Source organism: Klebsiella sp. V115_8, from assembly GCF_029967715.1.
GTDB classification, from domain to species: domain Bacteria; phylum Pseudomonadota; class Gammaproteobacteria; order Enterobacterales; family Enterobacteriaceae; genus Klebsiella; species Klebsiella quasipneumoniae.
The window spans coordinates 107,521-128,929 of record NZ_JASCAR010000002.1 but is presented as its reverse complement, the minus strand read 5'-3'; the positions used below and the strand labels follow the sequence as shown (position 1 = coordinate 128,929).

The 21,409-nt window shown below is 48.7% G+C and carries 18 protein-coding genes and 2 pseudogenes; 14 read left to right on the top strand and 6 right to left on the bottom strand.

All coding sequences use genetic code 11. The features are described 5' to 3' along the window. Nucleotides 1–37: 37 nt before the first annotated feature. The 10 genes and pseudogenes from QLG03_RS02890 (at nt 38) to QLG03_RS02845 (ending at nt 12,176) form a co-directional block, all read left to right on the top strand. Nucleotides 38–355: a hypothetical protein gene (locus tag QLG03_RS02890; protein WP_004131585.1), complete on the top strand. Its 318-nt coding sequence runs from the start codon at nt 38–40 to the stop codon at nt 353–355. Continuing rightward, nucleotides 355–513 (top strand): GpE family phage tail protein, encoded by a 159-nt coding sequence (locus tag QLG03_RS02885; RefSeq protein WP_032440702.1) that lies wholly within the window; start codon nt 355–357, stop codon nt 511–513. Before QLG03_RS02890 ends, QLG03_RS02885 begins: the two co-directional genes overlap by 1 nt. Then, entirely contained in the window at nt 500–3,436 is a 2,937-nt protein-coding gene (locus QLG03_RS02880) for a phage tail tape measure protein (RefSeq protein WP_255987241.1), read from the top strand. Before QLG03_RS02885 ends, QLG03_RS02880 begins: the two co-directional genes overlap by 14 nt. Before the next feature lie 53 nt (nt 3,437–3,489). Further along, the gene (locus QLG03_RS02875; RefSeq protein ID WP_282473566.1) at nt 3,490–3,957 is read left to right on the top strand and encodes a phage tail protein; all 468 of its coding nucleotides are present in this window, start codon (nt 3,490–3,492) and stop codon (nt 3,955–3,957) included. Nucleotides 3,958–4,276: 319 nt separating this feature from the next. Further along, complete coding sequence (locus QLG03_RS02870) at nt 4,277–5,746, top strand: hypothetical protein (RefSeq protein ID WP_023289239.1); 1,470 nt, start codon at nt 4,277–4,279, stop codon at nt 5,744–5,746. A 402-nt stretch (nt 5,747–6,148) separates the two neighbouring features. Then, a pseudogene (locus QLG03_RS02865) lies at nt 6,149–7,270 on the top strand (terminase family protein); the annotation flags it as partial. After that, nucleotides 7,264–8,325 carry a phage portal protein gene (locus QLG03_RS02860; RefSeq protein WP_255987239.1) on the top strand — a complete coding sequence of 354 codons (1,062 nt, stop codon included), beginning with the start codon at nt 7,264–7,266 and terminating at the stop codon, nt 8,323–8,325. The pseudogene QLG03_RS02865 and the gene QLG03_RS02860, both read left to right, overlap by 7 nt. 411 nt (nt 8,326–8,736) lie before the next feature. Further along, a complete protein-coding gene (locus QLG03_RS02855; protein ID WP_017898634.1) occupies nt 8,737–10,203 on the top strand; it encodes an AAA family ATPase in 1,467 nt (488 codons plus the stop codon). Continuing rightward, nucleotides 10,200–11,111, top strand: a complete 912-nt coding sequence (locus QLG03_RS02850) for a DUF4435 domain-containing protein (RefSeq protein WP_017898635.1) — start codon at nt 10,200–10,202, stop codon at nt 11,109–11,111. The genes QLG03_RS02855 and QLG03_RS02850 overlap by 4 nt, the downstream gene beginning before the upstream one ends. 231 nt (nt 11,112–11,342) lie before the next feature. Continuing rightward, a complete protein-coding gene (locus QLG03_RS02845; RefSeq protein ID WP_117255025.1) occupies nt 11,343–12,176 on the top strand; it encodes an HNH endonuclease signature motif containing protein in 834 nt (277 codons plus the stop codon). 113 nt (nt 12,177–12,289) lie between these two features. Here QLG03_RS02845 and QLG03_RS02840 read toward each other — a convergent pair whose 3' ends face one another. Then, nucleotides 12,290–12,808 (bottom strand): hypothetical protein, encoded by a 519-nt coding sequence (locus tag QLG03_RS02840; RefSeq protein ID WP_255987238.1) that lies wholly within the window; start codon nt 12,806–12,808, stop codon nt 12,290–12,292. Nucleotides 12,809–13,202: 394 nt separating this feature from the next. Then, a pseudogene (locus QLG03_RS02835) lies at nt 13,203–14,345 on the bottom strand (replication endonuclease); the annotation flags it as partial. A gap of 239 nt (nt 14,346–14,584) precedes the next feature. Between QLG03_RS02835 and QLG03_RS02830 the strand changes: the two are divergent. The 3 genes from QLG03_RS02830 (at nt 14,585) to QLG03_RS02820 (ending at nt 16,075) form a co-directional block, all read left to right on the top strand. Then, nucleotides 14,585–15,598: a sensor domain-containing diguanylate cyclase gene (locus QLG03_RS02830; RefSeq protein WP_135719012.1), complete on the top strand. Its 1,014-nt coding sequence runs from the start codon at nt 14,585–14,587 to the stop codon at nt 15,596–15,598. 57 nt (nt 15,599–15,655) lie between these two features. Then, the gene (locus QLG03_RS02825) at nt 15,656–15,757 is read left to right on the top strand and encodes a YoaK family small membrane protein (protein ID WP_004150782.1); all 102 of its coding nucleotides are present in this window, start codon (nt 15,656–15,658) and stop codon (nt 15,755–15,757) included. A 192-nt stretch (nt 15,758–15,949) separates the two neighbouring features. Beyond that, nucleotides 15,950–16,075 (top strand): hypothetical protein, encoded by a 126-nt coding sequence (locus QLG03_RS02820; RefSeq protein ID WP_004203733.1) that lies wholly within the window; start codon nt 15,950–15,952, stop codon nt 16,073–16,075. A gap of 59 nt (nt 16,076–16,134) precedes the next feature. Here the strand turns inward: QLG03_RS02820 and QLG03_RS02815 are convergent, their stop codons facing one another. The 4 genes from QLG03_RS02815 to fraE form a co-directional block, all read right to left on the bottom strand. Further along, complete coding sequence (locus QLG03_RS02815; protein ID WP_004203731.1) at nt 16,135–16,398, bottom strand: DUF2534 family protein; 264 nt, start codon at nt 16,396–16,398, stop codon at nt 16,135–16,137. A gap of 130 nt (nt 16,399–16,528) precedes the next feature. Beyond that, nucleotides 16,529–17,167 carry a leucine efflux protein LeuE gene (gene leuE / locus QLG03_RS02810; protein ID WP_004203730.1) on the bottom strand — a complete coding sequence of 213 codons (639 nt, stop codon included), beginning with the start codon at nt 17,165–17,167 and terminating at the stop codon, nt 16,529–16,531. An 89-nt stretch (nt 17,168–17,256) separates the two neighbouring features. Beyond that, nucleotides 17,257–18,171, bottom strand: coding sequence for a kdo(2)-lipid IV(A) palmitoleoyltransferase (gene lpxP / locus QLG03_RS02805; RefSeq protein ID WP_023289231.1), 915 nt, complete (start codon nt 18,169–18,171; stop codon nt 17,257–17,259). 673 nt (nt 18,172–18,844) lie between these two features. After that, the gene (gene fraE / locus QLG03_RS02800) at nt 18,845–19,888 is read right to left on the bottom strand and encodes a fructose-asparagine asparaginase (RefSeq protein WP_044522254.1); all 1,044 of its coding nucleotides are present in this window, start codon (nt 19,886–19,888) and stop codon (nt 18,845–18,847) included. Between the two features lie 303 nt (nt 19,889–20,191). On the opposite strand from fraE, the gene QLG03_RS02795 reads away from it, so the two are divergent. Beyond that, nucleotides 20,192–21,400, top strand: a complete 1,209-nt coding sequence (locus QLG03_RS02795; protein WP_023289229.1) for an HD domain-containing phosphohydrolase — start codon at nt 20,192–20,194, stop codon at nt 21,398–21,400. Nucleotides 21,401–21,409 lie beyond the last annotated feature (9 nt).

Sequence of the window (21,409 nt, the reverse complement as noted above, 5' to 3'; positions counted from 1 at the left end):
CAGAGGGTGGCAAAGATGCCGCCCGGAGATTTTTAACATGGCTAAAAAAACTAAAAACCTGTTCACGCTGATGCAGCCAGTAGTTCGTAAAGACAGTGAGATCGGTCAGGTGGAAATCACCGGCGCCATCAGTCAGGCCGGATCGTTGCGCGGCCTGAATCTTATCCGCGTTGCCAATATGGATGCAGACTCAATTGCCACGCTGTTGACGCGAGTCACCGCACCTGCGCTGACACAAAAAGAAATCAACGAAATGCACACTCTGGACTTTATCGGCCTGGCAGAGCTTCTGGTCCCTTTCTTGAATCCGCCGGAGCCTGGAGCGTCGAACGTGGCGGAGACGGAGAGCGAGTAATCACCGTTGCGTTTGACCAGATAGACGATCTGGTTGCTGATATTGCCGTTATTTTTAACTGGCCGCCCTCTGAAGTTTTCGGCATGGATCTTGGCGAGGTGATAGCCTGGCGCAAGCGGGCGGCGCTTCGAAGTGGTGCCAGTGATGAAGAGTCTTGATATACGCGTTGCTTTCAGCGCGATCGACAGATTTACCCGCCCCGTTAATGCTGCCCGCCAGAATGCGGGCGGCCTATCCGACTCCCTCAGAAAAACACAATCCACCCTGAAAGGGCTCGATAAGAGCAGTGCCACTTTTCAGCGAATGACCGCGGCCGTCGGCAAAACCGACCGTTCCATCTCACGTGCCCGTGTCCGCTTTGATGGCTTGTCAGAAGCGCAGCGTAAAAACGGGACGCTGACGGAAAAACAGCAAACACTGATGTCCCGACTGGGTGAGCGGCTTGATCGATTGACCGCAAAACGCGTGACGGAAGTGGCCCGCCTCCGTGAGAGTGCATCAGCTCTGCGCCAGCATGGCGTCATGCTTTCCGGTAGTAGCGCCACCATCGGTAACGCTATACGCCGCACAGAACAATATAACCAATCCCTTGAACGGGAAAAACGGCAACTTGCTGCGGTCACTCAGGCTCGTAAACGTTACGAGGGCGCACAGCAGATGGCCGGGAAGTTGCGTTCTGGCGGTGCCATAGCATTAGGTACAGCAACCGCTGCCGGGTACGGCGCCGGACGCTTCCTGTCGCCTGCGGTTGGTTTTGATGAGGAAATGTCAAACGTCCAGGCGCTGACGCGGCTCGATAAAAGTGATTCACAACTGGCCGCTCTGCGTTCCCAGGCAAAAAAACTCGGTGCTGAAACCGCCTTTACCACACGTGACGCCGCCAGCGGCCAGGCCTTTCTGGCAATGGCGGGCTTTACCCCAGATGCTATCCGTGCCGCACTGCCAGGCGTGCTCAATATGGCGCTGGCAGGCAGCATGGAACTGGGCGAAACGGCAGACATCGGCTCAAACATTCTTTCTCAGTTTTCCCTCGATGCCGGAGAAATGGACCGCGTCAGCGATGTGCTGACAGGTACATTTACCCGTACAAACACCACGCTTAGCAGCCTCGGCGAGACAATGAAAGTGGTCGGGCCGGTAGCCGCGGGACTTGGGATAAGCCTGGAAGAAGCCGCAGCTATGACCGGCACGCTGGCGCGCGTTGGTATTCGCGGTAGCGAGGCCGGTACGGCAATGCGTCGCTCACTCTCCCGCCTGGCCTCCCCCACTACGGCAGCCAAAAAGGCACTCAAAGAGCTGGGAGTGGAAACTGCCGACGCGAGCGGAAAGATGCGACGTCCGTTCGATATTCTTCTCGATCTACAAAAACGCGTTTCCCGCTTTGGCGAGGTGGATCAGGTTTCATTTTTCAAAGATATCGCCGGAGAAGAGGGTTTTACGAGCCTCCAGTCTTTGGTCAACGGCGCAGGTGATGGCTACCTCCAGTCACTCTATGAACAAATTGCAGAAGCACATAAAAATCAGGAGGCCTTCGCCGTCGCTAACAAGAAGAAAGACAACCTGGGCGGCGATTTGAAGGAGCTGGAGAGCGCGTGGGAGGCGTTCCGAATTTCTGTGGCTGAGACAGTAGACGGCCCATTACTCAGGCTGACACAGGGGCTTAGCCGGGTTATTGGCACTATTCAAAGCTGGATAGAAGAAAACCCCAGACTTTCACAAACGTTGTTATTCGCCGGCGGGACTGCACTGGCACTGACCGCTGTAATTGGCGGGATGTCATTAGCTGCTGGTTTACTTTTAGGGCCGCTTGCAAAGCTCAGGCTCGGGTTTGCACTGCTGTCCGGCGGGAGCGGAATCGGAGGTACGGTATCAGCGTTCCGCATGTTGAGTGCTGCGGGCGGTAGCTCACTGGTAAAAATTAGCGGATGGCGTGCTTTACTCAGCGGCCTGGTCGGACGCCTCGGCGTATTAACCAGATTGATGGTACCACTGCGCGGTGCGTTACTTGGCGCCTTTACCTCTCCGGTGACTGCTATTGGCGCCCTGTCAAAAAGCATTGGCGGGCTGGCACTGCGGCTAACCGGGATCCCTGCTCTCTTCGGCATTGTGAAAGGCGGAATTGCGGCGCTGAGTGGCGGCTTATCAATGCTATTGAGCCCAATCGGCTTAGTGGGTGCTGCGTTTGTAGCTGCTGGGGTACTGATCTGGAAATACTGGGGACCAATTAAGGCCTTCTTTAGCGGTTTTTTTACAGGCGTCATCCAGGGGTTAGCGCCAGTTTATAACGCATTTTCCCGGCTGGCGCCCGTTTTCGGGGTCATTGGGGATGGCGTCAAAAACGTCTGGAACTGGTTTAAAAAAGTATTAACGCCCGTTGAGGAGAGTCGCGAGGCGCTAAACAAATGCGCCAGCGCCGGGCAGACTTTTGGCGAAGTCCTGGGGACCGCACTTAGCGTTCTGCTTTGGCCGCTTCAGAAGTTAATGGAAGGCGTCGGCTGGTTACTGGAGAAGCTCGATCTCATCCCCGATGGCATTGAAAGAGCCAGGCTGGAAGCGGCCAGACTCAGGGCTATTCCGGTTATGTGGGAATGGGATGAAAAATCCGGGCGCATGGTTAAAAGGGAATGGCAATGGTCAACTGAAAAGCCTGTAAGCAAAGGCAGCGCACCGCCGCCCAAGGTGCTCGGGGTTAACTCTGGAACAGAGCGACGGCTGGGCCAAATCGCGGATAACACCAAAGGCCTTTTAGATGAGGAAAAGCGCAAACGTATCGGGCCGGGTGACATTGTATTTAAAAATCTCCCTCCAGCCTTTGCTGTGCGTGGTGAATGGCAGGAATCTCGGCTTGTTCGGCAACCTGTTAGTGCTCGTCCGGTTATTGCTGCCGGAGAGCCATTGATTAAGCAGGCACCCGCCTGGCAGGCAGTTCGCCGAAATGAAATCAAGCGCCCGGCAGCTGCGGTGCCGGCAGATGGTTTTTCTGGTGAGATTCACGTCCATTTGCATGGCATCAAGAGCAACAATCCGCGCGAGCTGGCTCGACTTGTCGGGGAGGCTGTCCGTACAGAGATGGATAAATAACAGCGTGCTGCCCGGGGTTCGTTCCGGGATAGCGATTGATTGGAGACAAAACTATGATGATGGTATTCGGACTTTTTGTATTTGAACTCAGGACACTCCCCTATCAGCAATTGCAGCTGTCCCGTAACTGGCGGCACGTCAAAAATGACCGTGTTGGTCGTAGCGCAAAATGGCAGTACGTTGGTGCCGGTGAGAACCAGCTGACGCTGGGCGGGTTGCTGTATCCCGAAATTACCGGCGGAAATCTGTCGTTAGGCGCTGTCTCAACTATGGCATACACCGGGCTTGCCTGGCCGCTGATCGATGGCGTCGGCTCAATCTACGGGATGTATGTCATTACGGGATTACAGGAAACGCATCAGGAGTTTGATCGCTATGGCAAAGCGAAAAAAATTGAGTTCACACTTTCGTTGCAACGGGTTGATGAAGATATCCGGGAACGGTTGCAAAGTTCCTCCCTGAGTGAACTTATGGCAACGCTGAAGGATGGGGCAGAAACGGTGTTGAATACGATTCTGTAGTAGTTTACTACGTTGAGCTAAAACTTGTTTATTTGCTTTAGCCGGTTCTCAGCGCTAGTAACGTAGTAGATTTTAGGTATAACATAGATTCAGAGCATAATAGTTATAGATAACACTAGAACCAGACTTTATGCAATTTATAGATTACTATTATTATAGGGGGGAGTTACAAAACAATAACATCATAACTTCTTACTCCACCTTACTTATAAAATGTTTAATTTTATAGATGACTTTGAACTTACAATTATGCTAGATTCCATGTTATCTTTTCATCCAGTTATTCCATTATTGTTTCTTCAACATAGGATTAGTTATTGTGAAAATTACAGATAATAAAGTTTTAATCGATTACGACTTAACACCACAGGTTCTTGATGCATTAACATTATTCATTGCCGACATGGATGACATTTCTTTAGAAATAAAGAAATCAACAATTTCAGTCTTGAATTTTGACATACCTTTAGCCGTAAGCTCTGTATCATTTGAAGACTGTCTTTTTAAAAAGGCAACCATTATATCTGGCCTGCAAAAAGGAAGAACATTTAAGTTTATAAATTGTAATAAACAGTTTTTTTTAGGGAATGTTAAATTAAAAAAAATACATTGTAGCGTTTTAGTCATAAAGCAAACGGACAACAATAACGACCCCGAAAGCAATAGATATGCTGATAGCGTTTGCCCTGACATAGAAGAGTCACAAATAGATCATTTGGAATGTAAAGTCGTTCACCCTCCATTTTTCTCAAAAGTGATCTTCACAGGAGAAATTATCGTGGAGTCTTCAACAGAACATGAATCAAGCAATCTATCATTCGACGATTGTAAGTTCAGTAATCGGGCCGAGCTTAAAATATCAATTCAAAGCCCTTTATTTATTAATATACGCAACTGTAAAAATTTCGACACAGATGATAGCTTTATAATGATGCCAGTAAATTTTTATAACCACCTAAAAATAAAACATCTGGGAATATCAAACTCACAGATTGGAAAAATTAACTTTCACTTATTTGGAGCCACAATTGAAAATATTGAAATATCAGACTCATCCTTAAAAGACTTAGATTGTGGAACGATAAAAAAAGAAAAAGACGATAGTGCACACCATGACTCAATATACAACATATCAATAACTAATTCATCATTAAATAAGTTTAGCGTGCGGCACAGGAAGATCATTCATGAAATAGTACTTACAAACAGTACATTCAAAGTCCCACCACAGTTTTTTGATGCCAACATTCCTGAAGGAAGTGAATTTCCAAACCAAAAACATTTCCTTAGTAGAAAAGGAGATCATGACGCATCGTGTTATAGGGCATTAAGGTTTATCATGGAATCCCAACGAAATAGAGAGTTGGAAGGGATGTTTTTTTCACTCGAGAAAGAGAGCCTATTAAACAACCAAAGTAAAATTAAAAAGTATCTCAGCATAAGTTATTTTTATTTTTTATTATCTGACTATGGAACCAATTATCGCACACCGCTCTTAACACTTTTAGTATCAATCCCCATCTTTACATTAATCTATTCGGCAATCAACTCCAATACAATTTCTTTTTCACTCCCCATAGATTGGGACTTAATCATCAAATCGTTTATAATCACTTTAAAACAAACATTCCTACCTTTCGAAATTCTTAGAAATAATGATTTTTTATCAGCCAAACCTTCAACCCCAGCAATCCTAACCATATTCACTGGCGTTATCAATAGTCTGTTTTCAATTTCACTTTTAGCACTTTCCGCCTTAGCACTGAGATGGAAATTTAAAAGAGGGTGAATTAGTATCCGCCATACCAGAAAAACAAAGCCACTTTTGAAAAGTGGCAACATGTCAATTAATACTTCCCTCCTAAGACAGAGATGCTACAGCATATAGCCCGCCACCTAAAATAACGCTATTTATTTCACTCAGTGAATTTCTAATACGCAAAAAAACAAAAACTACAAACAGAGAAAATTGAATGATTCATATACGGAAATATCATTCCATAAACTCCTTGCTTATACCGTTACCTAACTTGCAGGAGCCACATCTAAAAAGCTACCGTAGCAAGCATGAATACAAGTAAGGTTCACCTCTATGCCATACGCTTCCACATACACAATGTGGCATATTCATTAGTCACATCTATCTCTTTGTTTGTGGACGCCTTCCACCGGCGTTAAAAAAACCAGTCGTCGCAAGAAGAAAAATCACTTCTCCGAGGAGCAGATCGATGCATTGCGCTCAAAAATTCTCGACTCTCTCGCATGGCACCAGCGCGGCTGGTACGAACAGCGCGATCAGCGTAACCGGATGATCCTCAAATCGCGGCAGATCGGGGCAACCTGGTACTTTGCCCGCGAGGCATTACTGGGCGCACTGAGAACGGACGTTAAGCACGACTATCAGCGCAACCAAATTTTTCTGTCGGCGTCCCGCAAGCAGGCGCTCCAGTCCCGCAACTTCATCCGTAAAGCGGCTGAAGAGGTGGACGTCGAACTTAAAGGCGGTGAGCAAATCACGTTGTCAAACGGCGCGGAGCTGCATTTTCTCGGGACGTCGGCGGCGACGGCGCAGTCGTACACCGGCCACCTGCGATTTGATGAGTTTTTCTGGACAGGAAACTTTATCAACCTGTGCAAAGTTGCCGGCGCCATGGCAACGCTCAAAGGCTTAACACGCACGTACTTCTCCACGCCATCCAGCGAAAGCCATGACGGGTATGACGACTGGCCCGACTGGAAACCGTTCGCCAGTCGCCCTATGGGCCAACGTGAGGTGTGGCTGGGCTACGACGCCAACGGCGGCAGCGGCAATGGTGATGCCGGTGCTCTGTCCGTAGCTGTCCCTCCCCTTGTGGCTGGCGGCCGGTTTCGCACGGTTGAATTGAAGCAACTGCGAGGGCTGGAGTTTGAGCAGCAGGCGGCGGTCATCAAAGAGGCTGCCGAGCGCTACAACGTCACTCACATCGCCATCGACGGACAAGGCGTCGGGGAGGCGGTCTGGCAGATTGTTAAAAATTGGTTCCCGGCGGCTATTTGCTACCAGATGAGCCTCTCTTCCAAGCGCGCCCTTGTCCTCTAAATGTTGCAGGTCATCCGCGCCGGCCGCTGGGAATATGACCGTAGCGAGCAGGGCCTGGTCAGAGCCTTTAACGCTGTTCGCAAAGTTGTTACGCCCGGCGGTTTCATCACTTACGAAACTGACCGATCGCGCGGCGTAAGCCATGGTGATATGGCGTGGGCAACCATGCTTTCGATTATTAATGAACCGTTGGGCCAGGAAAGTGGCGGCGGTGGTTTCGCAATGGGATGGTAACTGTGAAAAAGAAATACGGTAAAAAGCCGATAGCCAGCACCGCCGGTTCTGACATTGCGGAGTCACTGAAGGCCGATCCCGCGTTGACAGCGTTCAGCTTTGATGGCCCTTATCCCGTGCGTGATATGGCCGATTTGCTGGACAATCTCTATTGCCTGGACAACGGGCGATACTATGAGACGCCAGTGGATTTTTACGGGCTGGCTAAAGCTCCACGTCAGAGCGCCTGGCATGAGTCGGCGTTGTATTTCAAACGAAATGTGCTCACCGGCTGCTTTATCCCGCACAAGCTGCTCAATCGCCAGACCTTTTCCGCGTTTGCGCTGGACTGGTTCACGTTTGGCAATGCCTATCTCGAATTGCCGCGTAATCGCCTGGGCGGCCCGCTACCCTTCAAACACTCTCTGGCGAAGTACACCCGGCGTGGGAGCACAGATCTCGATCAATACTGGTTTATCCGGCGCTGGAAAGAAGAGCACACGTTCAAATCAGGAACGGTTTGTCACGTTCTGAACCCTGATATTAATCAGGAGGTCTACGGTATGCCGGAATATATGGCAGCACTGCTGGCCACCAGCCTGGCCCACTCCGCTGACATGTTCCGTAAGTTATACTACGACAACGGATCGCATGCTGGATGTATTGTCTATATTGGCGCTGGACAGGTTGATGATAAAAGCATGAAGGCAGTCAAAGAGACGTTGACCGGTGCGCGTGGGAAAGGCGCATTTAAAAACCTGCTGCTGCATGCGCCAGGCGGCGGCAAAGACGGCGTGCAAATCCTCCCCTTCCAGCAGATCACGGCGAAAGATGAGTTTATCAACATTAAGAACGCCACCCGGGACGACATACTCGCAGCGCACCGTATCCCGCCGCAGCTGATGGGCGCCATGCCAGAGGGAAACGGATCATTTGGGGATATCGAGAAAGCCGCCCGGGTCTACGCTATCAACGAGCTGACGCCCGTAATGGAGGCGCTGAAGGTAGTCAATGAGTGGGTCGGAGAAGAAGTGATCCGTTTTAACCCTTACGCGTTGCTTACCCCTGACAAGTAACCGCCAGAAAATTCAGTTTCTTTCAACAACATCAGCCATTTATAACGGGCCAGCGTTTTGCTGGCCTCATCTTTTCTGCTTAAAGAATCCCACATCAGCGCCCCTCTGCGCGTCGCTGCTTTTTCCCCGCACAAGGGCATGCCGCCAACCAAAACGACCGCTCACCGTGACGCAGAAACCGTGAAATTGCGTATTCTGCCGCCTTACCTACCCTGACCCGTTTGCGGGGGCTTGCCCCCCGTCACCTGCGCGCAGCAATCCTCTCATTTTTCGTGCATGCATAGAGTCGCCTCAGGTCTCGCCCAAGAGTGGGTTTAAACAGAATATAATGCTTAAAAAAAATGTGCATTTTTTTGCATTTTTATGCGAAGCTACACCTGCTTGCCAATTAATAAAACGAGGGCTATTTATATGGAATTAAAGCGTTTCTCACTGAAAAATCTTTACGGTTATAAAAACATTGAGCTAGTTTTTAATAATGAAGCAACAATAATTATTGCAGAAAATGGGGCAGGAAAAACAACACTTATAAACTCATTAAATGCAGTATTAAGAGGTAATGCTGATGAGTTAAGAAAGCTGAAGTGTGATTCAATAGAAATTGATTTCAAAGATAAAAGCTATGAAATAAATATATCTGAACTGAATTTCTCTGATTTTCTAGCCACTGCACCCTTACCTACACAATTTTTAAAAATGATGTCATTCCTAAAACCATCTCAAATTGATGATTTGTTACATGATATAAAGAGCAGATCCGTAAGGGAAATAAGGGAATCAAGAAATAAGGAGTGGTACCGCCTTATATATAACTCAACCCCATATGGATACTCCGAGATTGATAATATATTAACCAATATAAAAAGGCTTCTTAACAATCACTACTCTCAGCAGCTTGATATCTTTCAAAATCATGAACTAGGAAATGGAAATCAAAAAAACAAGTCAACTTTAGCGCTTGAAGAAATAAAAAATAGAATGCGTAATTTTGACATAATATATCTTCCAACCTACAGGCGAATTGAAAAGGCGACATTAAGAGATAAATATACAATCGAGTCAGATGAAAAAATGCAATTCCGTGATGGAGAGCTTGTAAAAATCCGCACATCTTCTGCTAACGGTACACATATTGAGTTTGGTCTTTATGATGTCGAATTAGAACTTAAAGACATTAGTGAATCAATCGAACGTCGTTCAAGTCTAGGGTACAGAACATTAAGTGCAAACATTATCGAAGACATGATGACTGGAAAAATAGACGATAAACGCACTCGATATAGAATACCTGCTATTGATGAGCTTTCAAGATTTTTAGGTAGGGTTGTTAACAAAGATAAAGAAGGAAATGAAAAAATAATCGGGGAAGTAACGCGCATAATGAAAGATAAAGCTGCATTAGCATCTAATGGCAACTTAATCTACTTTTTGTCTAAATTAAAACCGGTTATAGACTCTACAAAAGAACTTGAAGAGAAAATAGAATCTTTCGTGTCAATGTGCAATAAATACCTGCAACTCTCTGATGATTCTAAGTTTTTAGATTATGACGTTGAATCATTGCAGGTGATTGTAAAAGATTTACACACCAATAACCCCATAGGCTTGGAAGATTTATCATCCGGAGAAAAGCAAATTATATCTCTGATGGCACATATGTACTTAGATGATACAAAAGCAAAGATAGTACTTATAGATGAGCCTGAACTTTCATTATCAATCGAATGGCAAGAACACGTACTTGTAGATATAGTGAATAGCCCTTCTGTTTTACAAATGTTTGCCATTACTCATTCTCCTTTTGTTTTCAATAATGAACTGAAGAAAAACGTTAAATCTTTAAATGTTAAAAAGAATTTAAGGAACTTTGACAAATGAACAGTTCACGCTTTGAAATGATGATGCATTCAATAAAAAAACCATGCGTCTTACGTTTAAAATTAATTAAGGATAAATCACCAAACAAACCACTTTTTATATTTGAAGGCAGTGATGATTATGATTTTTATTATCACGCAATGAATTTATGCGCATTCGATAAAGATTTTTCACATATCAAGGGCTCTGGTAAAGATCAGTCCATAGCTCTGTATGATGAACTATCTTCTGAAAATAGTGAATTTCTTGATGGCACTTATTTTTTTGTTGATCAAGACTATTCATTATTTTGTTATTCTAATAAAAATATATTCACACTTCCATTTTATGCTATTGAAAGTCCATTATCTGACAACAGAGTAATAAAACATTTTTTGATATCTTCATTTAAACTTGACGAGGCAAACAAGGAATTAATAGACCGATTGATGACATTTTATGAGTCTGCTAAAAAAGATTTCCATGAAGGCATAAAAAAAATATCAATACAACTATACATGTCTAGAATTCTTAACCTTAGCGTGGAATTTCCAAGCAACGCACAAATATTCAAGGCAATTAAAAAAGACAGCGTGACATTCAAATTAAATGACATTCCTGAAATCACATCCAGACTCAACAATATGTCTAACGATGAAAAAACCTATCACGATATTATCTCTAATTTAGACGAAGAACTATTGATTAGAGGCAAGTATGTTTATTACTTTATATGTGAGTGGCTTATGGTCATAAAAAAATACATACATAATCGAATTGACTCCGCCATAGCTTTAGACAATACCAGAGCACTGCCACTTTGCCAAGTACCAAAAGCTCAATATAACCACACCGATCTTTCCATATCTAGATTAGCTCCCTCATGTAAAAAGGTTAAAGAGTTTGGAGAATTCCTAAGGCAAATTTAAATTCCTATTGGCCTCTTTTTATGTATTGAGGCCATTTACAATAAGACTCACAACGACAAAAAAATCAGAATCTGCTACCCCTAAGGGGGTTCCACAAAGAGGTAGTAGTGTCAATTAAGTAGCACAGAGGATCATTTTCGCATAACTTAGAGACGTAATGAACTGAGTCAAGGCCAGTACAGGCCTGTAGACTAAGCAATTTAAGTCAGAACATTTAGAGTCGGAGTATTTATGCCAATTCCAGATAACATTGCTGCCAAAATACTTGTTAAATCAGCTAGGCATTGCTGTATTTGCAGAAGATTTTCACCATTGCAAATTCAAATACATCATATCGTCGCGCAGAGTGAAGGAGGTTTAGATGATGAAGACAATCTAATACCAATTTGTATTTCATGCCATTCATCTGTTCATTCAAAGATGCACATGACGAAAGGATTTAGCAGGGCAGAATTAAAAGGACATCGCGATGCTGTGTACGATATGGTTGAAAAAGGAAAGCTTCCTGCACAACCTCAAGTAACCGGCGATGAAATGCATGCATTATCAACAGTTATTATCGAAACATTGAAAGCAGAGGGGAAAAGTCAAGGCCTTTCTGAGCGTGCGACAGAGATTCTATTAGCTGCTGCATGCGAGGAAAGCCCAGCATTAATTAATAGGACAGATGATGGAATTATTATCGAGTCCAACGGACAGACCTTTCATTTTTATTCCAAGGAAGTAAAACAGTATCCTGATGAGCTATTTGAACTTGCGCATGCTGGTTTCATGAGCCTTGATGGGGCGACATCAAGCATAACGAACGCCGGTATTGCTCATGTGCAAAAGATTGTAAAAACAACAGCCAAATATACAGAGAAAAAAGTCAGATGCATGAAATGCAGTCTACACTTTACTATCTTTTCTTGGTATCCAGAACTGCATCGAGCTAACACTCTCCATTGTCCAGAATGTGGACAATCTGAGGGATTGTTTATTGTTTGGGCTCAGCAGAAATTTGGTTTTATTTTTCAGAAGGTGCCGGGTAATTCATCGCTATGGGACATGGGGAATCTTCCCTAGTAGTCACTCAGCCACAAATCTTAACTTTTCTATTTTCTCCAGCCCACTGTCTTTACGTTATTTCTTGACTGAGCTGGAGATTCAATTATTATCTTGGAAAGCTGCTCTTTGATTTAAATTTTCCGGTACTCTCTTACTTCCCAAAGCAATGAAATTAACTCTTCAACTTTAATATTCACTGACCCATTCGCATCATACTGATTAATCAGTTCTGCTATGCGCTCATCAGTAATGATCAAACTATAACTAGGGATTTGAGTAACAAAGTTTATTTCCTCAGGCCGTGGATGAGCTGCATCCCAATCTTTTTCCGCTTTTTCTCGTAACAATTGCCATTCGGGATAACGGCTAAAGACCTGCTTCTCAAAATCAGACCTGTTTTGCTGCCCTTTGTCTTCATACTTTGATAAATCGAGATTAATAATTGGAAAAGGTGACTTACCCTCAGATTCTATCTCCGGAACGTCCTCACTGTCGAACGGTTGAAACCCTCGGCACAGATTGCAGATTCGATCTGTGTAATAAAACTTCTCTTTGTAGTCCAGCTCATGCCCACATTTAATGCATTGTTTTATTTTGTTCGACAGGAAGTTGGCAATATTCGCCTCTCGCTGATCATAATCGTCACGCATGTTCACCCCCTGTTCTTATCTCCCCCAAAGAGTACAGTCCATCCTCTAGGGTCCAGATTCCTGAGCATGTCGGAATAATGCCCTACTGGATTATCTGTGATGTGACCTACATCTACTTTATTGTGTTTTTTCAAGAGTTTCCACAGATTCCTAATCTGAACATCTGAATTCTCTGGTTCCATACTGCGCAGCGCCCCATCGTGAGTCGCGTAGTAAATGCGATCACCATAACGTATGCGTTTACCATTAAGTAAATGATTAGACTGGGATTCACTAAGTTCAATGCCAATAGATGAAGCAAAATCGCTCAACAAGACTTCAAGCGGGGAGTAATTGCGTGATTTAACGTAGCCCTGTGCTTTCTTCTTGTTATAGATCCCCCCTGTAATCCTTCTCAGTACAGCCCGGCGCTATTTGCGGATAGTTTAGACACATCAAGCGATCCCGTTCCTTCACTAGGGGTCGTTATCTCGGGTGTAGCAACGTCAGTTCCCATCTCTTTTTTGCTGATTTTTTGGTTTGGGGGACAGTTATTGCCACGAGTCCAAGGGGCGACGGGGTCGCCCTGGGCGGCGCTTTCAGCGCCTGGGTTAGCGGGAGCCTTCTTCACCATCTTCCAGGTATGGACATGCGTGCATATTTTGTTTTCCTTACCGGTGATTGGCGACCAAATGCCATAAATACGAATCCCGTGATCGCCATAGGTTCCTGGTTCGGCTGTCGGCTCGTAGGCGGTATGAATGAAGTAATTTTTGCGAAGAACAAGTACACCGCCCTGCTTCATGATGTAAGTGGCAAAACAGCCAACATCAGCAGCAGCAAGCACAGCGTCCAGTTTTGGATCCATAAGTACCGGAGCATCCAGTTTGCTGGTTTTCGTTGCACGAGATGCCTGCGATGTGAACAATCGTAACTCGCGATAGGCCTGGCGGCCTGGAACCCCAAAAAAACGGAATTGTTGAACACGGTGCAGCGATGCCCACGCAGCGACAAACTCGACGCTATAGCGTAGTGATTTCCTTGTCTCCTTACTTACAGTGTCACCCAGCCCACGCCCATCGATGTTTTTACTGACGTGCTTTGCAATATAGCTGGCCGGAGCCCCCTTTCGCGGGTCTATCAGCTTTGATTTGAAACGAGCGCCAGTGTTATTACCTAGTTCGGCGCGATCTTCTAGGATAGCGAAACGACGCAGCATCTCTGTGATTGCACGTCGATGTTTTTTGCGCAAAAAATACAACAAACGCCAGTGCACGGTACTGTCATGGTACGGCTCAGCGACACGAACGCCATACAGCGCAGCTCCTTTTATGCATCGCTATGCGGAAAGTGGCCAACATATCACTCCGATAATCGCTACTCTCCCTGACCGTCGAGTGATTCCATGCAGGATTTGGCTTCCCGTTCTACAACGTGGCGTGGGACTTAGACGGACAGGTAATGTTGAGGACATGGCACAGTCACCGCGCATTTCTACTATCAATTTCAAGTGCTTAATACAGGCCATCATCTCGTTACGGCGTTGTGCTGGGTTGCTACGACGCCACAGTTCGCGGCGCATTTTATAATTAATGGCGGAAGCATCATTATCATCACGTTGAAATCCACGGTTTCCTGAGTGATCTCCCCCCGACGGGGCTTTTTTCCCGCCGTGTCGACAAGTATTCCCCAGACAGATGTGATAAATTTAAAAATATCACTGTTTACTCGACGCTGATGTCCGTTTGCAGCCCAATATGCTGGGGTGACGTTTGGCGTGCTGGAGCTGTATTATTCATGTCAGATTTTATTCTTGCCCGGGTGTCGCAAACCCTCGCTACGGAACAGTCCCTGGAAACCCTGGTGCGCCAGCTGCTGGAGATGCTGGAGGCGGTGACGCGAATGGAGTCCACCTACCTTACCCGCATCGATATTAACGCCCAGCGGCAGCAGATCATGTTCGCCCACAACAGCAGCGAAATGCAGATCCCGGAAGGATTTTCCGTCCCCTGGGATGAATCTCTGTGCAAACGCGCCCTTGAGGATCAGTGTACGTTTAGCAATGACGTCGCCCGTCGCTGGCACTCCTGCATCGCCGCCCAGGAGCTGGGGATCGCCACCTTTTTAAGCATTCCTGTGCGCCTGGCCGACGGCTCTCTGTTCGGCACCCTCTGCGCCACCAGCCGGCAACAACAGCCTTATAACCTTGAAGGTGAACAGGTCATGGGCCTGTTCGCGAAGCTCATTTCCCACTACGTGGAAAAAGACACCCTGGTGCAACAGCTGCAGGCGGCAAACGTCGCGCTGGAGCTGCACTCGTCGACCGATGAGCTCACCCAGCTCCCTAATCGCCGCGCGCTGTTTAAGCAGCTGGCGCTACGCTTTGCCTCCGCCTGCGCTCAGCAGCAACAGGTCGCGCTCATTTTTATCGATCTCGACGGTTTCAAAGCCATTAACGATCGGTTCGGCCATCCGTGCGGCGACAGCTTTCTGGTGCAGGTCGGCGAACGACTCACCGCCGTCGCGCGCCGTGAAGATATCGTTGGCCGCCTTGGCGGCGATGAGTTTTTGATCGTCGGTAGCGCCCAGCCGCCCGCGGCGCAGCAGGCGTATGTCACCACCCTGCGCCAGGCCCTGTGCGGCGTCTACTTCCTCGGCGAACAGCGTATCAACTATGAGGGCGCCAGCTTCGGGGTGGTCATCTGCGATCCGCAGAGTATCGATGTTGAAGCGGCCTTACGCGCTGCCGATGAGGCGATGTATCAGGATAAGAAGTCTCGCCGGCAGGAGAATTTTATTCATATTGACTAAAGTCACGCGATATCCAGTATCATGCTGGGCATCATTCGTGGGTACAGGGACACTATCATGAAATTGGGTATTCTTTTCCCGGTGGCGATCTTTATCATCGCCGTCGTCTTTCTCGGCTGGTTTTTTGTCGGCGGCTATGCGGCGCCGGGCGGAGCATAATGAAAAAAAGCACCATTATTATGCTGGTTGTCGCCATCGTGGCGGTGGCCGGCGCCCAGTTCGGCTGGTGGTGATCGCCGCGGCGATATTGCGGAGTTGTCCTATCCCATCAATAAGTTAACGCTTTACACTCACGTTATCCGCCGCGGCATTCTCGGCCCCGGGGAAAGAAAAATAGCGGGAGAAGTAAGGATGAAAAAACCGATCGTGTTACCGTTGATTATTGCGCTGTGCACGCTGTTATCGGGATGCATTGTTGACGATGGCTATCACCACCATCGCCATCACCACCATCATCACTATCATGACGATGATTAATGCTTCACGCTGTTGATGAGCCGATAAAACAGGGCGAACTTTGGTTCGCCCATTGACGCTTAATCCTGACGCTCGTCGCCGAGGAAAATAAAGCCGAGCGGAATAGCGAAGAGCGCGGTAAAGACGATGCTGTAAACCGTCACCATCGCCCCCTGCAGGAAGAACATGGACGTCGTCCACTCCGAGTACGGCATATTGTACTCGCTCACCACGCCGCCAAAGGTCGCCCGTCCCACCACCGCCAGCGCGATAGCAAACACCGCCGCGAGCGACAGACAGTATTTTTTGCAGTTTTTATTGCTGAGGAGTTTTTGCAGAATCATCCGGGCTTCCTTTTTGCTGAGCGATAAACGGCTGTATATGTAACACCAATGCAATAAAAAATGAAGGGTTTTTGTTACAGGGCAGAATAAGAGGCGGCGGGCCGGTCTGTGGGTAACCGGCCCGTGGGGATCAGGACTGCAGGGTAGCCAGGCGCGCGGCGAACCCAACGAAAACCAGGCCAATCAGGCTGTTGCCAAGTTTGGCCAGCTTCTTGCGGGTTTTGACGTAGCGGGTGACAAACGAGCCGGAGAGGATCAAAAAGCTCATATAGCAGAAGCTTATCACCTCGAGGGTCAGCGCCAGAATAAAGAACGCCACCCCGGGTGCTTTGGCGTTGACGTCGATAAACTGCACGAAAAACGACACATAAAACAGAATCGCTTTCGGGTTGGTCAGGCTCAGTGTCAGGGAGCGCTTGAGGATTGCGCTCGCCGGCTCTGCGCTGGCGTCGGCCTGGCCGTCACGCTGGGTCAGCACCGCATAGAGCATTTTGCCCCCCAGCCACAGCAGGTAAATCGCTCCGAGGTAACGGACGACGTTAAACAGCACCGGCGTGGTCTTAATCAGCGTCGCCACGCCGGCAAAGGCCAGAAACATCAGCACCGCGTCGCCAATAAAGACGCCCGCCGCCGCCAGATAGCCTTTCTTCACGCCGTGGGCAATGCCCGTCTTCAGCACAAAAAACGTATTAGGGCCAGGGACGAGGATGATAAACACCGCCCCGACCAGGTAGGTCAAATAATTCAGAACACCAAACTCAGCGAACACTCTGCACTCCTTCGCGCACGACTAAAACATGATCCGGCTCACGTTACCCCAACTGTCGGGATTTTGAAAGCGCAGCCTGTGCGGGAAGGTTAATAGACGGAGGGTTCACCCAGCGGGCGGGTTTTAAAACGGCGATGCACCCACAGATACTGCTCGGGGGCGCGCAGGATCTCGCGCTCAATCACCTTGTTGATATAGCCGGCGGCGATCTGCTTATCCTCACCCGGATAGTCATTCATCACTTCGCTAATGTGCAGGCTGTAACCCTGGCGATCCAGCTTGCGCACCATGCTGATGCTCAGCATTTTCGCCCCCGATAAACGGGAAAGCACATAGGTGCCGTTGGTGGTAGCCGCCTGCGGGACGGAGAAAAACGGCGCAAACACGCTGCCCTTGGGGCCGTAATCCTGGTCCGGAGCAAACCATACCGCTTCGCCTGATTTTAAGGCATGTACCAGGCCAGTCAGATTGTTGCGATCGATCATCGCTTTGTTCGAGCGCAGGCGACCGCGGGTTTGCACCCACTCCATCAGCGGACTGTTGTGCGGACGATAGGTGGCCATCATTGGACGACACAGCCCCATGGCGCGCCCGCCCAGCTCCAGCGACATAAAGTGTACGCCGACGACCATCACCCCTTTCCCGCCGCTAAGCGCATGATTAAGGTTGGCAAAGCCCTCGACATCAAACCATTTTTTAACCCGCTCATCGCTCCAGAACCAGGCCATGCCGGTTTCGATCAGTCCCATTCCCAGCGACATAAAGTTTTGATCGATGAGGGTCTCGCGCGCCGCCGGCGACATCTCCGGGAAGCAGAGCTCAATATTGCGCCGGGCGATATGTTCGCGGCGTTTGAGAAAGCGTCGGGAAAGACGACCCGCGCTGGTGCCGATAAAATGCAGCAGCGGATAAGGCAGTTGCACGATCAACCAGAGAATGCCGAGCCCGAACCAGGTCAGCCAGTTGCGCGGGTGTAAAAGTTGTTTATGAAATACGCAGGCCATGATTTTTCCTGTAAACATTAATTATGTGGTAACGCTTAAGGAAAACAGAGTCCATTTATCATCATTAGGCGGTACGTACAGCAAGTTCGACAATACTAATCCGGCGAAATTCCTTCCGGCAAGTAAAAAACTGCGTGCTGACAAAAAAACATAATTGCGGCACAAATGTTACTAAATGTAAACTTAAATCTTGCGGCCCTTTTAATATATTCATCATGTATATCATTTTCACGCTAATCATCCGCGTTACTAGCAGAAAAAACCGAATTCTTCACCGGGGGCGCCCTGCCTGCGGGGAGATGTCGTCCTCTAAGCCGCGCGGCCAGCGGCGTGGCGCATCGCGTCGCATCGTCATTTGTGGGCGTGATAATTAAAGCGCGCGCGCCGTGGAATGTATCATGTTTAATCTATCAGCATAAGGAAGATTAAATTCGCCTTAAGACAATAATTAAGAATAGGCTTATTTAAGCCTGCTTTAAAAATACTCGTCTTTTCCTGCGGAGGCATTTTAATGGCGCCCTAGCCGGCTGCTAAAAAAATATTTCTTTACGCCTCGCGCATAAAAACAGGCGGGGTGAATGACGGACAATGATCCGCCGCCGGTTTGCACTCGCGTCGGGTGATTGAGAGAACAACGCGGCCAGGGCGCGAACCACGCCCTGGCCGTAGAGGATCAATAGGTGTGGAAGTATTGCTGGATCAGCTGCGGATTTTTCGTCTGCGTCAGCGCCGTCATCAGCAGAATACGCGCTTTCGCCGGGTTGAGGGAATCGGCCACCAGCCCTGGCTGGCTGTCGTCCGGGGGCACCACGCCGCTGCCGGTGCGGGAGGCGCGCACCACCACGATACCCGCCTGCTGCGCTTTTTTAATACCAGCGGCGCTACGTACCGATACAGAACCCGCCCCCGTGCCGGCGTAAATAATACCGTCGGCATGATGGGCGATCGCCGCATCGTACATATACTCCGGGTCGTCCTGGTAACCATAGATGATCACCACTTTCGGCAGAGCCTTCAGCTGACGCACATCGAAGACCGAGCGCAGGGTATGAATTTTATCCACCCGCGTTTCAAACTGGGGTTTTCCCCCCACCACGACGCCAAGATAACCCTCCTCCGGCGCCCGGAAAGTATCCAGCGAGGTGGCATTGGTTTTGGTGACGAAGCGCGCCGCGCCGATGCGGTCGTTAAGCACCACCATGACCCCGCGCCCGCGGGCATCCGGGTCGGCGGCGACGGTGACGGCTTCCAGCAGGTTCATCGGCCCGTCGGCGCTGATCGCCGTCGCCGGACGCATCGCGGCGGTAAAGACCACCGGTTTATTGCTTTTCACCGTCAGATTGAGGAAATAAGGGGTTTCATCGAGGGTGTCGGTGCCATGAGTGATCACCACGCCATCGACATCATCCCGGGCTAATAACGCATTCACCCGCTTCGAGAGCTGCAGAATAATATCGCTGGTCATATTCTCACTGCCGATATTCGCCACCTGCTCACCTTCGACGTGGGCGATTTTACTTATTTCCGGCACGGCGTTAATCAGCGTCTGCACGCCAATCGCCCCGGCTTTATAGCCCGTCGTCTGGGTATTGCTGGCCGCCGAGCCGGCAATCGTCCCACCGGTGGCTAAAATGACAATATGCGGTAAGCGCGTCTCGCTAAACGCCAGGCTGCTCATCGTCAGTAACGCAATGGCAAGTAATGCTCTAAAATTCATACAAGTCACTCCCTTCATAGACATTAATCAAACTTACGCTTGCTTAATGCAAAGGGCTTGCCAGAATTGATATCTTTTACGGGGGGTAAATGGTTAACTATCAGACAATAATAAGGTTCTCGCATCAACATCGCCCAAATCTGGTGCATGACTGGATCTGAACCGGGCAAGCGCCATGAACCCATACATTATGAGTTTTTACCCTTTCAGCAACACACAACACGCATTGGGATCAGATTATCGACACTTCCGTCACCCTCGAGGTCATTTATGCCCGCCGGGTGACGCGAACGGAGAACAGAAATGCGTATTGCCCTGAAGTCGGCCCTGATGCTGACCACCAACGTCATTCAGATCATTAACCCTGATCTGCACCGGCATATGCAACGAACGGCCTTAATCGCCCTGACGCTGGCGCAAAGGCTGGGCTTGCCTGCCGAGCGGCAGCAGACCATCTTTTGCGCCGCGCTGCTGCACGATATCGGCGTACTGGGTGATAGACGCACCATTCATTCGCTGGATGCCATCGATAATATCCACGATCCGCATCAGCGCCAGGGGGCGGCGATGCTCGAGGGGTTAGCAACCTTCCGGCCCATCGTCCCCTTTATTCGCGACCACCACTTTAGCCCGGAGCACCGCGGTAGCCGCGAACAGCATATTGTCTATTTCGCCGATGCCTTTGAACGGCTGCTGCCGGCGGATAGCCGCGTGACCGCGTGGCCCACGCGGGCAGTGGTGGAGCAGTTCGTCACCCTGCACCGGGAGATCGATCCGTTACTCTGCGATACCCTGTGCGAGGTCGCTGAAAATGCGAGCTTCTGGCAGCACCTGCATCCCGGGCATATTCAACGGCTGCTGGAAATTATTGCCCCCATCAACACGCTGTATCTGGATATTGACGGTCTGAAAGATGTCTGCCTGCTGATTGCCAAAATTGTCGACACCTACAGCAGCTTTACCGCCAGCCACAGTATTATGGTGGGGGAAATCGCCCGCCAGCTTGCCCATTGGATGCAGCTGCCGGAGCCCATCTGCCAGCAAATACAGGTTGCCGGCTATCTGCACGACATTGGTAAGGTTTATATCCCTCTTTCTATTCTGGAAAAAGAGGGGGAGCTGGATGACGACGAGCTGAGCCAGGTACGCGAGCACAGCTACATGACCGGGGATCTCCTTAGCGACTACAGCGAGCTTGGCGACATTATCAACTGGGCCTCGAATCATCATGAAAAACTGGACGGCAGCGGCTACCCTCTGCATCTCGAAAAGGATCACCTGACCCTCGCCGACCGCATTATCTCCATCGCCGATATTTTCACCGCCCTGACCGAAGATCGCCCTTATCGTAAAGGGATGGCCTGGCAGGAGGCCTTACAGATTATGGAAACGGATGTTATAAATGGCGCTCTGGATCGCGATGTCTTTCTCGTTTTGCGCCACCATGCGGAAACGCTACACGCCATCATTCTTCAGACCCTCGAACACCCCCGCAGCGAGCACCGTCCCTGAAGCGGACCG

Bases quoted from the DNA above. Each gene is read 5' to 3' on its own strand.
- QLG03_RS02890 (WP_004131585.1), top strand. From the start codon at position 38: ATGGCTAAAAAAACTAAAAACCTGTTCACGCTGATGCAGCCAGTAGTT.
- QLG03_RS02880 (WP_255987241.1), top strand. From the start codon at position 500: ATGAAGAGTCTTGATATACGCGTTGCTTTCAGCGCGATCGACAGATTT.
- QLG03_RS02875 (WP_282473566.1), top strand. From the start codon at position 3,490: ATGATGATGGTATTCGGACTTTTTGTATTTGAACTCAGGACACTCCCC.
- QLG03_RS02860 (WP_255987239.1), top strand. From the start codon at position 7,264: ATGGTAACTGTGAAAAAGAAATACGGTAAAAAGCCGATAGCCAGCACC.
- QLG03_RS02855 (WP_017898634.1), top strand. From the start codon at position 8,737: ATGGAATTAAAGCGTTTCTCACTGAAAAATCTTTACGGTTATAAAAAC.
- QLG03_RS02850 (WP_017898635.1), top strand. From the start codon at position 10,200: ATGAACAGTTCACGCTTTGAAATGATGATGCATTCAATAAAAAAACCA.
- QLG03_RS02845 (WP_117255025.1), top strand. From the start codon at position 11,343: ATGCCAATTCCAGATAACATTGCTGCCAAAATACTTGTTAAATCAGCT.
- QLG03_RS02840 (WP_255987238.1), bottom strand. From the start codon at position 12,808: ATGCGTGACGATTATGATCAGCGAGAGGCGAATATTGCCAACTTCCTG.
- QLG03_RS02830 (WP_135719012.1), top strand. From the start codon at position 14,585: ATGTCAGATTTTATTCTTGCCCGGGTGTCGCAAACCCTCGCTACGGAA.
- QLG03_RS02825 (WP_004150782.1), top strand. From the start codon at position 15,656: ATGAAATTGGGTATTCTTTTCCCGGTGGCGATCTTTATCATCGCCGTC.
- QLG03_RS02820 (WP_004203733.1), top strand. From the start codon at position 15,950: ATGAAAAAACCGATCGTGTTACCGTTGATTATTGCGCTGTGCACGCTG.
- QLG03_RS02815 (WP_004203731.1), bottom strand. From the start codon at position 16,398: ATGATTCTGCAAAAACTCCTCAGCAATAAAAACTGCAAAAAATACTGT.
- lpxP (WP_023289231.1), bottom strand. From the start codon at position 18,171: ATGGCCTGCGTATTTCATAAACAACTTTTACACCCGCGCAACTGGCTG.
- fraE (WP_044522254.1), bottom strand. From the start codon at position 19,888: ATGAATTTTAGAGCATTACTTGCCATTGCGTTACTGACGATGAGCAGC.
- QLG03_RS02795 (WP_023289229.1), top strand. From the start codon at position 20,192: ATGCGTATTGCCCTGAAGTCGGCCCTGATGCTGACCACCAACGTCATT.